General features: G+C 70.7%; 11 protein-coding genes. 7 read left to right on the forward strand and 4 right to left on the reverse strand.

The genetic code is table 11. The features are described from left to right. Positions 1-124: 124 nt before the first annotated feature. Positions 125-850 carry a 3'-5' exonuclease gene (locus tag ACWGJB_RS05100; RefSeq protein WP_360490322.1) on the reverse strand — a complete coding sequence of 242 codons (726 nt, stop codon included), beginning with the start codon at positions 848-850 and terminating at the stop codon, positions 125-127. 169 nt (positions 851-1,019) lie between these two features. Here ACWGJB_RS05100 and ACWGJB_RS05105 point away from each other — a divergent pair, with 169 nt between their 5' ends. From ACWGJB_RS05105 to thrS, 3 genes are all read left to right on the forward strand, one after another. Beyond that, positions 1,020-1,586 carry a DUF4365 domain-containing protein gene (locus ACWGJB_RS05105; RefSeq protein WP_089103211.1) on the forward strand — a complete coding sequence of 189 codons (567 nt, stop codon included), beginning with the start codon at positions 1,020-1,022 and terminating at the stop codon, positions 1,584-1,586. Continuing rightward, entirely contained in the window at positions 1,583-2,809 is a 1,227-nt protein-coding gene (locus ACWGJB_RS05110; RefSeq protein ID WP_453378867.1) for a hypothetical protein, read from the forward strand. Before ACWGJB_RS05105 ends, ACWGJB_RS05110 begins: the two co-directional genes overlap by 4 nt. 110 nt (positions 2,810-2,919) lie before the next feature. Beyond that, positions 2,920-4,896 carry a threonine--tRNA ligase gene (gene thrS, locus ACWGJB_RS05115; RefSeq protein ID WP_453378868.1) on the forward strand — a complete coding sequence of 659 codons (1,977 nt, stop codon included), beginning with the start codon at positions 2,920-2,922 and terminating at the stop codon, positions 4,894-4,896. A 27-nt stretch (positions 4,897-4,923) separates the two neighbouring features. Here thrS and ACWGJB_RS05120 read toward each other — a convergent pair whose 3' ends face one another. Continuing rightward, on the reverse strand, positions 4,924-5,583 hold the full coding sequence (locus ACWGJB_RS05120; RefSeq protein ID WP_453378869.1) for a potassium channel family protein: 660 nt from the start codon (positions 5,581-5,583) through the stop codon (positions 4,924-4,926). A gap of 67 nt (positions 5,584-5,650) precedes the next feature. On the opposite strand from ACWGJB_RS05120, the gene ACWGJB_RS05125 reads away from it, so the two are divergent. Then, on the forward strand, positions 5,651-6,217 hold the full coding sequence (locus tag ACWGJB_RS05125) for an HIT family protein (protein WP_453378870.1): 567 nt from the start codon (positions 5,651-5,653) through the stop codon (positions 6,215-6,217). Positions 6,218-6,260: 43 nt separating this feature from the next. On the opposite strand, the gene ACWGJB_RS05130 is transcribed toward ACWGJB_RS05125, so the two are convergent. Together ACWGJB_RS05130 and ACWGJB_RS05135 are read right to left on the reverse strand one after the other, a co-directional pair. Further along, complete coding sequence (locus ACWGJB_RS05130; protein ID WP_453378871.1) at positions 6,261-7,904, reverse strand: hypothetical protein; 1,644 nt, start codon at positions 7,902-7,904, stop codon at positions 6,261-6,263. 187 nt (positions 7,905-8,091) lie between these two features. Further along, positions 8,092-10,290 (reverse strand): elongation factor G-like protein EF-G2, encoded by a 2,199-nt coding sequence (locus tag ACWGJB_RS05135; RefSeq protein ID WP_453378872.1) that lies wholly within the window; start codon positions 10,288-10,290, stop codon positions 8,092-8,094. A gap of 280 nt (positions 10,291-10,570) precedes the next feature. On the opposite strand from ACWGJB_RS05135, the gene pgsA reads away from it, so the two are divergent. From pgsA to ACWGJB_RS05150, 3 genes are read left to right on the forward strand one after another with little or no spacing between them, the layout of a single operon-like run. After that, the gene (gene pgsA, locus ACWGJB_RS05140; RefSeq protein WP_453378873.1) at positions 10,571-11,248 is read left to right on the forward strand and encodes a phosphatidylinositol phosphate synthase; all 678 of its coding nucleotides are present in this window, start codon (positions 10,571-10,573) and stop codon (positions 11,246-11,248) included. After that, entirely contained in the window at positions 11,245-12,153 is a 909-nt protein-coding gene (locus tag ACWGJB_RS05145; RefSeq protein WP_453378874.1) for a phosphatidylinositol mannoside acyltransferase, read from the forward strand. Before pgsA ends, ACWGJB_RS05145 begins: the two co-directional genes overlap by 4 nt. Then, entirely contained in the window at positions 12,150-13,310 is a 1,161-nt protein-coding gene (locus ACWGJB_RS05150; protein ID WP_453378875.1) for a glycosyltransferase family 4 protein, read from the forward strand. Before ACWGJB_RS05145 ends, ACWGJB_RS05150 begins: the two co-directional genes overlap by 4 nt. Positions 13,311-13,482: the final 172 nt, after the last annotated feature.

The following is a 13,482-nucleotide window of genomic DNA, read 5'->3' on the forward strand; positions in this document are numbered from 1 at the left end:
GGGGGCCCCCGCGACTCCAGCGGCTGGGGGCTCACCGGGGCCCCCGCCCATATTTCCCCCTGTACTGCCTTCCCCCGGGGCGGGGGTGTGGGGGGGGGGGGGGGGGGGCCCGCCCCCCCGCCCCTCACGCTGCCGTCGGCAGTTCCGGCCGTAGCGGCCAGTACGTGTTCACCGTCTCCGGTGTGCCGCTGCGCGCGAACCACGCCTGAAGCCCGCGTGCCTGCGCCGCGTGCCACGTCGTCTGCAACGTGTGCAGCTCGGCGGGGCTCAGGCGCTCCAGCCGGGCCGCGAACCGGCGGCCCAGCGCTCGTATCAGATCCAGCGAGGCCAGTGCGTCGGCGGCCGCGTCGTGCGCGCCCTCCAGGGTGACCTCGTAGTGCGCGCAGAGGTCGGTCAGGGTGCGACGGCCCTTGCGGTAGCGGTCCAGATGCTTGTCCAGGACCCGCGGATCGAGGACGAGCAGGGGGCTCGCCTCGAACCAGCGGTCCAGTGCGGACGCCCGGTGCCGCCGCAACTCGCGGTCCAGGAGCGTCAGATCGAACGGCGCGTTCATCACCACCAGCGGGCGGTGCATCGCCGCGTGCTCGGCCAGTTCCTCGGCTATCTCGTACATCACCGGCGCCGGCCAACGGCCGTTGCGCTGCAGGTGTTCGTCCGTCAGCCCGTGCACCGCCGTCGCCGCTTCCGGCACCGGCATGCCCGGGTTCACCAGCCAGCGGGTCACCCGGGGTCGGGTGCCCGGGGCGTCCTGGACGACGACCGCGGCGGACACGATGCGGTCGGTCTCCACGTCCACGCCCGTGGTCTCCGTGTCGAAGGCCGCCAAGGGCCCCTCGTACCAGCACGTCATGCCAATACAACTCCTCGTTCACCCACGGCAGCTGACGTTCCGTCTTCTGCCTGTTTGGTGATACCCGGGCCGTTTGCGGCGTACGCCGGAAGGACACAACAGGAGTGCGGGTCTTTGCAGTTCAGCGGCCCGCCACGGGGAAACTCTTTGGCTGGGAAGGCTATTGGTCATGGCGATAGCGCAGCCCGAGCGGGGCGGGCTGCTGCCCGAACGCACGGGCCCCCATCGCGGCACACTCGCCACCACCGCCTGCATGGAGACTCTGCAGGTGGGTTATCTGCACGCCGTCGCCGCGGCGGCCGGCTGCTCGCTCTCGCAGCCGTTCCCGGACAACGGCATCGACTGGCACGTCAGCCACGGCTCGCCCGGGCACACCGTCGACGACGAGGTGACCATCAAGGTGCAGCTCAAGTGCACGTACCAGATCGCACCCAACCCGCCGGGACGTTTCTTCTCCTTCACGCTGGACAACGACCACCTGCGCAAGCTCGCCCGCACACCGGTGTCGGTGCACAAGATCCTCGTGGTGATGCTGGTTCCGCGCTCCCAGGACGACTGGCTGCGCGCCAGCCACGACCGGCTCGATCTGCGCCACTGCTGCTACTGGGTCAACCTGGCAGGGCACCCGATCACCGGCCGGAACCGGACCACCGTGCGGATTCCGACCTCGCGCATCTTCGACGACCGGGCGCTCTGCGAGATCATGACGCGGGTCGGGACGGGAGGACGACCATGAGGCACCGTCCGTACGAGGAGCAGCTGAGGGAAGTCCGGCCGCATCCGGTGGACCCCCACTGGAACCATCCTCCCGAGCCCACCGAGGTCGACCCCGCGGTGCTCGGCGCCCTGCTGCGCCGACACGGCTGGCAGCGGCGCGGGGGAGCCCCGGGGCGTTACGGCCGCTGGACCCCACCCGGGCCGGGCAACACCGGCACCAGCCTGCTCGTACCAGAGAGCCGCGCCTTCCCGGACAGTGACGATCTGCTCGGGGAGGCGCTCACGGCTCTCGTGCGCAGCGGTACGCCCGCCGCGCGTGAGGTGCTGGTCGGGCTCGCGGTGCCCAGCGACGAGATCCGCTGGTGGCGGGATGTGCCGAGCGGGCCCGCGGACGTCACGCCCTGGACGGTCGAGGAGCAGCTGCGCACCGCGGCCCGGGGGACCCTGCTGGCCGGCGCGCTGGCCACGCGCGCGCGTGCCGGTTACTACGGCGCCCGGCACAAGCGTGCGGCCGCCGCGCTGCTGGAGTCCGTCCTCGTGGGCTCGGCGGAGGGCGGCCGCGCCCTGACCGCCTTCGTGCCCGTCGGCACCGGGCGGCCCCTCGCCGTCCGCCTCCACCAGGCCCTGTACGCCGCCCGCGAGGCCATCGACTACCAGCGGGCCACCGGCGGCATGGACGCCTTCGACGGAGCCGTCGAGGCGGGTGTGAGCCGCGAACTCACCGACGCCCTGGTCACGCTGGTGCGCGGCACCGAGGGCGCCCGGATCTCCGTGGAGTGGGCACCGGGCGCCGGAGTCCCCGACGACTGCGCGTCCACCGTCGAGCCCGTCGAGTTCTCGCCGGGCGACCTGCCCGTGCTGCGCGAGGCCGGCGCCCGCTTCCTGCGCGACGAACCCTCCGTACCGGTCCGGATCACCGGCACCGTGGTCCGGATGCGCCGCTCGGAGCCGCGCGGCGAGGGCGCGGTACGGCTGCGGGTCATCGCCGGCGCCGAGGTGCCGTACGTCCGGGTCACCCTCGACGAGGAGGACTACCGGATCGCCGGACAGGCCCACCTGGTCGGGCTCCCGGTGCGGGTGCACGGGCGGCTGGAGAGCCGGGGCGGGTTCCGGCGGCTGTCCGGCGCCTCCGGGGTCGTACCGGTGCAGGTGGACGAGGCCGAGCGGGACCGTCTGGTGAAGTCGCTCCAGGAGAACCTCGACTTCTTCGAGGAGGCGTGCAGTGGGGACGACTGCGACTGACCGCGGACTGTGGGTGACCGTTTAGCGGTCGGTGGGGCCGGGTCGGTACGATCCGGTATTGCGCGCGCTCCTGGTATAGCGCCGCATTCACCTTCAGGCAGGAGAGACCGGTGTCAGACGTCCGTGTGATCATCCAACGCGATTCCGAGCGGGAAGAGCGCGTGGTGACGACGGGGACTACGGCCGCCGAGCTCTTCGCCGGCGAGCGCTCGATCATCGCCGCGCGTGTGGGCGGTGAGCTCAAGGACCTCGCGTACGAGGTGAAGGACGGCGAGACCGTGGAGGGTGTCGAGATCGCCTCCGAGGACGGTCTGGGCATCCTGCGCCACTCCACCGCGCACGTCATGGCGCAGGCCGTGCAGGAGCTCTTCCCCGAGGCCAAGCTGGGTATCGGCCCGCCGGTCAAGGACGGCTTCTACTACGACTTCGACGTCGAGAAGCCCTTCCACCCCGATGACCTCAAGGCCATCGAGAAGAAGATGCAGGAGATCCAGAAGCGCGGGCAGAAGTTCTCCCGCCGCGTGGTGACCGACGAGGCCGCCCGCGAGGAGCTGGCGAACGAGCCGTACAAGCTGGAGCTGATCGGCCTCAAGGGGTCGGCGTCCAGCGACGACGGCGCGGACGTCGAGGTCGGCGCCGGTGAGCTGACGATCTACGACAACCTGGACGCCAAGACCGGCGAGCTGTGCTGGAAGGACCTCTGCCGCGGCCCCCACCTGCCGTCCACCCGCCTCATCCCGGCGTTCAAGCTGATGCGCAACGCGGCCGCCTACTGGCGCGGCAGCGAGAAGAACCCGATGCTCCAGCGCATCTACGGCACTGCCTGGCCGTCCAAGGACGAGCTGAAGGAGTACCTCGACTTCCTCGCCGAGGCCGAGAAGCGCGACCACCGCAAGCTGGGCAACGAGCTGGACCTGTTCTCCATCCCGGAGCAGATCGGCTCCGGTCTCGCCGTCTTCCACCCCAAGGGCGGCATCGTCCGCCGGGTGATGGAGGACTACTCGCGCCGCCGGCACGAGGAGGAGGGCTACGAGTTCGTCTACACCCCGCACGCCACGAAGGGGAAGCTCTTCGAGACGTCCGGGCACCTGGACTGGTACGCCGACGGCATGTACCCGCCCATGCAGCTCGACGAGGGCGTGGACTACTACCTCAAGCCCATGAACTGCCCGATGCACAACCTGATCTTCGACGCGCGCGGCCGCTCCTACCGTGAACTGCCGCTGCGGCTCTTCGAGTTCGGGACCGTGTACCGCTACGAGAAGTCGGGTGTCGTGCACGGCCTCACCCGGGCCCGCGGCTTCACCCAGGACGACGCGCACATCTACTGCACCAAGGAGCAGATGGCGGAGGAGCTCGACAAGACGCTCACCTTCGTCCTGAACCTGCTGCGCGACTACGGCCTCACCGACTTCTACCTGGAGCTGTCGACCAAGGACCCGGAGAAGTTCGTCGGCTCCGACGAGGTCTGGGAGGAGGCCACGGAGACGCTCCGCGCGGTCGCCGAGAAGCAGGGCCTCCCGCTCGTCCCCGACCCGGGCGGTGCCGCCTTCTACGGCCCGAAGATCTCCGTGCAGACCAAGGACGCCATCGGCCGCACCTGGCAGATGTCGACCGTCCAGCTCGACTTCAACCTGCCCGAGAGGTTCGACCTGGAGTACACCGCCGCCGACGGCTCCAAGCAGCGCCCGGTGATGATCCACCGCGCCCTGTTCGGCTCCATCGAGCGGTTCTTCGCGGTGCTCCTGGAGCACTACGCGGGTGCCTTCCCGGCGTGGCTGGCGCCGGTCCAGGCGGTCGGCATCCCGATCGGCGACGGACATGTCGAGTACCTGCAGAAGTTCGCGGCCGAGGCGAAGAAGAAGGGCCTGCGGGTCGAGGTCGACGCGTCGTCGGACCGGATGCAGAAGAAGATCCGCAACGCCCAGAAGCAGAAGGTGCCCTTCATGGTCATCGCGGGCGACGAGGACATGACGGCCGGCTCGGTCTCCTTCCGCTACCGTGACGGCTCGCAGGAGAACGGCATCCCGTTCGAGGAGGCCATCGCCAAGATCGCACGGGTGGTCGAGGAGCGGACCCAAGTCTGATCCGCCTCCGTCAGGGGCCCTCGGAGATCAGTGCTCCGGGGGCCTTCTCTCGTCCTCGTTCAGTGAGAACCGCTGCAGCATCCAGGACGAGAACGACCCGGTGACCGTGCCCAGCAGTGCCAGACCGCAGGCCATGAGCCCCGCGGCGATGAACCGCCCCAGGGTGGTCACGGGGACGTAATCGCCGTAACCGACCGTGGAGAGGGTCGAGCAGGTCCACCAGAGGGAGTCGCCGAAGGTGCGGATGTTGGCGTTCGCGGCCGAGCGTTCGGCCTGGTAGACGGCGAGGGCGCCGGAGAAGCCCAGCAGTGAGATCGACAATGCCGAGTAGGCCGCCACGCGCGCGTGCAACGGGAGCCGGGGTTCCCCGCGCCGGCGCTGGATCGACTCGTAGGTCCGCACGACCTGCACCGGCCGCAGCAGTGGCAGCACCAGGACGACCGTGTCCAGCCAGTGCCGCCGTACGAACCCCGGTCCCTCGCCGCTGAGCCGCCAGCGCACCGCGTAGTCGACGGTGAACATCGCCCAAGCCGTGTACATCAGCGACAGGAACAAGGCGTGCGCGGCCTCCGGCATCCCGGGCGCCAGCACATGCACCGCGTACGAGCCGAGGAAGACCAGCGACGCGATGCCCAGCGTCAGGTCGGTCCTCCGAACCCAGCGGTTCAGTCGGCTGTCGTCGTCCATCCGCCCAGCTTCGCCGTCCGGCGGTTTCCGCTGGCCCCGGCGACACGCCGCGAACGGGCGAAGCAATATGCTGCCTAGCATGACGAGTGAGCCGGAGCAGCAGATCGGAGTGGGGACGCAGGACGCGTTCCAGCGCCTGTGGACGCCCCACCGGATGGCCTACATCCAGGGCGAGAACAAGCCGAGCGGCCCGGGAGCCGACGACGGCTGTCCCTTCTGCTCGATTCCGGCCAAATCCGACGAGGACGGGCTGGTCGTCCGGCGCGGCGAGCACGTCTACGCGGTGCTCAACCTCTACCCGTACAACGGCGGCCATCTGATGACGGTCCCGTACCGTCATGTCGCCGACTACACGGACCTGACCGGCCCGGAGACGGCCGAGCTGGCCGAGCTGACCAAGCAGGCGATGACCGCGCTGCGCACGGCCTCGGGCGCGCACGGCTTCAACATCGGCATGAACCAGGGCACGGTGGCCGGCGCGGGCATCGCGGCCCACCTGCACCAGCACATCGTCCCCCGCTGGGGCGGCGACACGAACTTCATGCCGGTGGTGGGCCACACCCGGGTGCTGCCCCAGCTGCTGGCGGACACCCGCAAGATGCTGGCCGAGGCCTGGCCGACCGCGCAGGCCTGACGGGCTCCCCTCCCCGTAGACGGTTCCCCGGAGAGGGGAGGGGTCACGCGTCGTACTTGTCCGCCTTCTTCGGTGACGCGTCCTGGACCGCTCCGCTGAGGTTCCCCGCCCGCGAGTTGAACTTGTCGATGTCGACGTCGTGTTCCTTGAGGACGCTGAGCGCGGCCCGGTGCACGGCCCGGAGTATGGGCGTGGCGGCGCGCAACGCGTCGTCGGCCATGAAGCGGTGGTCCCAGGGCTGGTCGGCCCAGGCGTGCCGCAGACCGAACGGCTCGGGCAGGCCTATGGAACCGCCGAGCCACTTCAGCAGCGGCGGGTACCAGCTGATGGTGGCGCGGGCGCCGAGGCGGACCACCTCGTCGGGGGTGACCAGCGGCAGCTTGACGGTCCGGGTCTCCCAGAACCGCACGGTCTTGGCGACCGTCTTGGTGGGGGCCTCGGGCTTGCCGTTGAACAGGCCGTTGACCGGGCCCAGGGCGTGTCCGGTGACCTCGATTCGGAGGGTCTCCTTCAGCACGGTCACGGTCGCCATCATCGTGATGATCAGGTCGCCGTTCCACAGGTACGGCCACTGCACGCCCAGGTAGTGGCGGTCGCCCTTGTCGAAGTGGTTGCTGTTGCAGATGTCCTCGACGTCCCTGGGCCCCACCTTGTAGTCGGTGCCCTCGGGCCTGGACACCTCCTTGGCCCCCGCTCCGACGTGGGTGACGATCCAGTGCCTGACCTGGGGTTCGGGGAAGCCGCCGGTCTTCAGGTGCTGCCGGTGCAGCACGCTCAGCTCCTTCTCGATCTCCCGGACGACCGTCCAGGCCCGGAACTCGTGGACGCCCTTGACCGGGTCGAGGGGGACCAGTTCCTCCGCGAGCACCCAGGAACCCCAGCGGGTTCCCATGCCGAGTATGCCCTTGGTGCCGGCGTAGAAGACCGAGTTGGACTGCTGCTCGGCGCTGAGCCGGGCCAGTGACTGGCGCAGCTGCTCGGCGGCGGCCTGGTCGGGGCTGGTCGGCACCGCCTCGGGGACCTTCGCGCCGACGCTGCCGCCGGAGAGCAGACCGTCCCAGGCCGCGCGCAGGTCCTTCGCGGTGCTCTCGCAGAGCCGCTTGGCCAGATACCAGCCGACGACGGGGAGCACGATGCAGCCGCGCGCGTACCAGCCCCAGAAGCCGGTGAGCGGCATCCGGATCAGGAAGATCACCGCGAGCACGCCGACGGCGGCCAGCAGGGCGCTGCCGAGCCCGGAGACCCGCTTGTCGCCGGCCTTCAGCATGGTCGTGCGGAGCTGGAAGACCAGCAGCCAGACCACCAGGCCGGGCAGGAACAGCACGCCGCACAGGAGCATGATGGCGGTCAGGCGCTGGTCGCGCTCCTTGCGGATGCGGTTGGCCGCCAGGCAGTGCTCGACGACCACCTGGGGTTCGCTGCCGAAGGACTGGATGAGTGGTTTGCGGCCGACGCCCAGCATGCGGTCGATGACCGCCTGGGAGTACGCCTCACCGAAGTTGGGCCGGAAGATCTTCGCCCACTTGCGGCCCTCGTTGACCGTGGACTGGTGCCACTCGTTGTCGGCCTTCTTGATCTCCTGCATCGGCGTGTCCCGGTAGGCCGCCGAGGCCAGGGCATAGGTCGGGGCCTGTGCCTCGCCGCCCGGCCTGGGCACCTGTGGCCCGAAGAAGTCCTCGAAGCTCATTCCCGCCCCCACTTGCCGCCGTCCCGCTTCTGCGGCCTTCCCGACTTCCGTACTCCGCACACCTGTTGATCAAGTACTCAGGGTATCCCCGGCCACCGGCAAGCGTCGGCGGACGGCCGAAGCCGTCCGCCGAACACCCTTGTCGCCGACTGCGGCGACTTGCCGACCATCCCGACTATGAGGCCGACTACGAGGCTTCCTTGGCCTGTTCGCGGATTTTCTCGGCGATCTGCGGTGGCATCGGCTCGTGACGGGCGTACGAGCGGCTGAAACGCGCCGTGCCGTGCGACAGCGAGCGCAGGTCGACCGCGTACCGGCCGATCTCGAACTCGGGCACCTCGGCCTTGATCAGCGTGCGCCCGCCACTGGTCTGCTCGGTGCCCAGCACCCGGCCGCGCCGCCCGGACAGGTCGCTCATCACCGCGCCCACGTAGTCGTCGCCGACCAGCACGGACACCTCGGCCACCGGCTCAAGGAGATGGATCCGGGCATCCGCGGCCGCCTCCCGCAGCGCCAGCGCGCCCGCCGTCTGGAAGGCGGCGTCGGAGGAGTCCACCGAGTGCGCCTTGCCGTCGAGGAGGGTGACCCGCACGTCGACCAGCGGGTAGCCGGCCGCGACTCCCCTGGCGGCCTGGGCCCTGATGCCCTTCTCGACGGAGGGGATGAACTGCCGGGGCACGGCGCCGCCGACCACCTTGTCGACGAACTCGACGCCGGAGCCGCCGGGCAGCGGTTCCACCTCGATCTCGCAGATCGCGAACTGGCCGTGCCCACCGGACTGCTTGACGTGCCGGCCGCGCCCGGCGGACCGGCCGGCGAAGGTCTCGCGCAGGGACACCCGGTGCGGTACGACGTCGACCTGGACCCCGTACCGGCTGCGCAGCCGCTCCAGGGCGACGTCCGCGTGCGCCTCGCCGAGGCACCACAGGACGACCTGGTGGGTGTTCTGGTTCTGTTCGAGCCGCATGGTCGGGTCCTCGGCGACCAGGCGGGACAGGCCCTGCGAGAGCTTGTCCTCGTCCGCCTTGCTGTGTGCCTGGATGGCCAGCGGCAGCAGCGGGTCGGGCATCTCCCACGGCTCCATGAGCAGCGGGTCGTCCTTGCCGGAGAGGGTGTCCCCGGTCTCCGCGCGGCCGAGCTTCGCCACACACGCGAGGTCACCGGCGATGACGTGGGTGACCGGGCGCTGCTGCTTGCCGAACGGCGTGGACAGGGCGCCGATCTTCTCGTCGACGTCATGGTCCTCGTGGCCGCGGTCGGCGAGGCCGTGCCCGGAGACATGGACCGTCTCGTCGGGGCGCAGGGTGCCGGAGAAGACCCGGACCAGCGAGACCCGGCCGACGTACGGGTCGGAGGCGGTCTTCACCACCTCGGCGACCAGCGGACCGCCCGTGTCGCACGGTTTGATGTCACGCGGCTCGCCGTCGATGGTGGTGACCCCCGGCGTGGGGTGCTCGAACGGGGTCGGGAACCCGCCGGTGACCAGCTCCAGCAGTTCCACCGTGCCGAGCCCCTGGCGGGCACCGTCGGTGGCCGGGGCGGCGGCCAGCACGGGGAAGAACGCCCCGCGTGCCACGGCCCGCTCCAGATCCTCGATCAGCGTCTTGAGGTCGATCTGCTCGCCGCCCAGATAGCGGTCCATGAGCGTCTCGTCCTCGCTCTCCGAGATGATCCCCTCGATCAGCCGGTTGCGGGCCTCGTCGATGTCCGGCAGCTGGTCGGGCCCGGGCTCGGACTCCTTGCGCTCCCCGGAGGAGTAGTCGAACAGCTTCTGCGTGAGCAGCCCGACCAGCCCGGTCACGGGCGCGTGACCGTCCGGTCCCTGCGGGCCGTGCAGCGGCAGGTAGAGCGGGAGTACGGCGTCGGGGTCGTCGGCACCGAACGCCTCGGCGCACACCCGGGTCATCTCCTCGAAGTCCGCGCGGGCGGCCTCCAGGTGCGTGATGACGATCGCCCGCGGCATCCCGACGGCCGCGCACTCCTCCCACACCATCCGGGTGGAGCCGTCCACCCCGTCCGAGGCCGAGACGACGAAAAGGGCCGCGTCCGCCGCGCGCAGACCGGCCCTCAGTTCACCGACGAAGTCGGCATATCCCGGGGTGTCCAGGATATTGATCTTGATTCCGTTCCAGTCGACCGGTACCAGTGACAGCTGTACGGAGCGCTGCTGCCGGTGCTCGATGTCGTCGTAGTCCGAGACCGTGCCGCCGTCCTCCACCCGGCCCGCCCGGTTCACCGCTCCCGCGGTCAGCGCGAGAGCCTCCACCAACGTCGTCTTGCCCGATCCGGAGTGGCCGACCAGCACCACATTCCGTACGGACGCGGGGTGGTCGGCCGCTGTAGCCCTGCCGGCGGCTCCGGGGTGTTCCTTGACCTTGTCGCCCATGGCTATGCCTCCCGTGCACGGTGAGGTCTGTGTGGGCGCGGGCGAGCATGGCGGGCCGCGTGCGGTGGCGGCTCCGATGACGCCCGCGGTTATTCGAGCTTTCCACTCCCGTCACGGTGCGTCCATACGAAGGACGTGATCGTGCCCGCGAGGCCCTCCGCGCGCCGTCACCGGTGCCCTCTGTGAGTGCCCACCCGTCGCACACACGCGCGCGTGGCTACGATGGGCCAGCCGGGGTGGCCAGCAGGGGCCGCACGGCGCAACGACCGTCGGGAAGGCCATGCTGAACAAGTACGCGCGTGCATTTTTCACGCGTGTCCTCACACCGTTCGCCGCGTTTCTCATCCGCCGGGGTGTGAGCCCGGACACGGTCACGCTCCTCGGCACGGCCGGAGTGGTCGCGGGCGCGCTGGTCTTCTTCCCCCGGGGCGAGTTCTTCTGGGGCACGATCGTGATCACACTGTTCGTGTTCTCGGACCTGGTCGACGGGAACATGGCCCGCCAGCTGGGCCGCACCAGCCGCTGGGGCGCCTTCCTGGACTCCACCCTGGACCGGGTTGCCGACGGCGCCATCTTCGGCGGCTTCGCCCTCTGGTACGCGGGCAACGGCGACAACAACGTCCTGTGCGCCGTCTCCATCTTCTGCCTGGCGAGCGGGCAGGTGGTGTCGTACACCAAGGCGCGCGGCGAGTCGATCGGGCTGCCGGTGGCCGTCAACGGTCTGGTCGAGCGCGCCGAGCGCCTGGTGATCTCCCTGGTGGCGGCCGGTCTGGCCGGTCTCCACAAGTTCGGTGTGCCGGGCATCCAGATCCTGCTCCCGATCGCCCTGTGGGTCGTCGCCGTGGGCAGCCTGGTCACCCTCGTCCAGCGGGTCGTCACGGTCCGCCGGGAGTCCGCCGAGGCGGAGGCCGCGGCCGAGCGGGAGACGGCCTCCCACGGGAGCGAGGCCGGGCAGTGACCGCCGCCGACCGGCTCACCGACGGTCTGTACGGGCTCGGCTGGAGCACCGTCAAGAGACTCCCCGAGCCGGTCGCCGTGCGCCTCGGCCGGACCGTCGCGGACCTCGCCTGGCGGCAACGCGGCAAGGGCGTCGAGCGCCTGGAGTCCAACTACGCGCGCGTGCTGCCCGACGCGAGCCCGGAGCGGCTGCGCGAGCTGTCGCGCGCGGGCATGCGGTCGTACCTGCGCTACTGGATGGAGTCCTTCCGGCTGCCGGCCTGGAGCGAGGACCGGATCCGGACCGGTTTCCTGCCCAAGGACGTCCACCACCTCACCGACGGCCTCGCCTCCGACCGGGGCGTGATCATCGCGCTGCCTCACCTGGCCAACTGGGACCTCGCCGGCGCCTGGGTCACCACCGAGCTGAAGACCCCGTTCACCACGGTCGCCGAGCGCCTCAATCCGGAGACGCTCTACGACCGTTTCGTCGCCTACCGCGAGAGCCTCGGCATGGAGGTCCTGCCGCACAGCGGCGGCTCCGCCTTCGGCGCCCTGGCCCGCAGGCTCCGCGACGGCGGCCTGATCTGCCTGGTCGCCGACCGTGACCTGTCCGCCTCCGGCGTCGAGGTGGACTTCTTCGGCGACAAGGCCCGGATGCCGGCCGGACCGGCCCTGCTGGCCCAGCAGACCGGCGCGTACCTGCTCCCGGTGACCCTCTGGTACGACGACACTCCCGTCATGAAGGGCCGGGTGCACGCGCCGATCGACGTCCCCGAGTCAGGTGACCGGGAGTCGAAGACGTCTGTCATGACACAGGCGCTGGCCGATGCCTTCGCCACCGGGATCGCCGACCATCCGGAGGACTGGCACATGCTCCAGCGGCTGTGGCTCGCCGACCTCGACCCCGCGAAGGGACCGTCGTGAGGATCGGCATCGTCTGCCCGTACTCCTGGGACGTGCCGGGTGGCGTCCAGTTCCACATCCGCGACCTCGCCGAGTACTTCATCCGCCTCGGCCACGACGTCTCCGTCCTCGCCCCGGCCGACGACGACACCCCGCTGCCGCCGTACGTCGTCTCGGCGGGCCGCGCGGTCCCGGTGCCGTACAACGGCTCGGTGGCCCGCCTCAACTTCGGCTTCCTGTCCGCCGCGCGGGTGCGCCGCTGGCTGCACGACGGCGCCTTCGACGTGGTCCACATCCACGAGCCGACCTCGCCCTCCCTCGGCCTGCTGACCTGCTGGGCGGCGCGGGGCCCGATGGTCGCGACCTTCCACACCTCCAACCCGCGCTCCCGCGCGATGATCGCCGCCTACTCGATCCTGCAGGCCGCCCTGGAGAAGATCAGCGCCCGGATCGCGGTCAGCGAGTACGCCCGCCGCACGCTGGTCGAGCACCTCGGCGGGGACGCGGTGGTCATCCCCAACGGCGTCGACGTCGACTTCTTCGCCAACGCCGAGCCGCGCCCCGAGTGGCAGGGCGACACCATCGGCTTCATCGGCCGGATCGACGAGCCCCGCAAGGGCCTGCCGGTGCTGATGAAGGCCCTGCCCAAGATCCTCGCCGCCCGCCCGCAGACGCGCCTTCTGGTGGCCGGCCGCGGCGACGAGGAGGCCGCCGTCGAGTCCCTGCCGGCCGAGCTGCGCTCCCGCGTCGAGTTCCTCGGCATGGTCAGCGACGAGGACAAGGCCCGCTTCCTGCGCAGCCTCGACCTGTACATCGCGCCCAACACGGGCGGCGAGAGCTTCGGGATAATCCTGGTCGAAGCACTCTCCGCCGGGGCACCCGTCCTCGCCTCCGACCTCGACGCCTTCGCCCAGGTCCTGGACCAGGGGGCGGCGGGCGAACTCTTCGCCAACGAGGACGCGGACGAACTGGCTCAGGCGGCGGTACGTCTCCTGGCGGACCCGGAGCGCCGGGCCGCGCTGAGCGCACGCGGCAGCGTGCACGTGCGCCGCTTCGACTGGTCGACCGTGGGCGCGGACATCCTGTCCGTCTACGAGACGGTGACCGCGGGCGCGGCCGCGGTGGCGGCCGACGAACGACCGGGCCTGCGGGCACGGTTCGGACTGGCGCGGGACTGAGGTCCGCGGGGCGGTTTCCGTGTGGTGCGGGGCTGGGGTCCGCGGGGCAGTTCCGAGGGGTGCGGGGCTGGGGCCCGCGGGGTGGTTTCGGTGGCGTGCGGGGCTGAGCTTTCGGGACTGGGGTCCGTGGGGGGTTCCGAGGGGTGGGGTGGGCTGAGGTCGGCGGACGCGG

It is taken from the genome of Streptomyces sp. NPDC054813 (genome assembly GCF_053611365.1).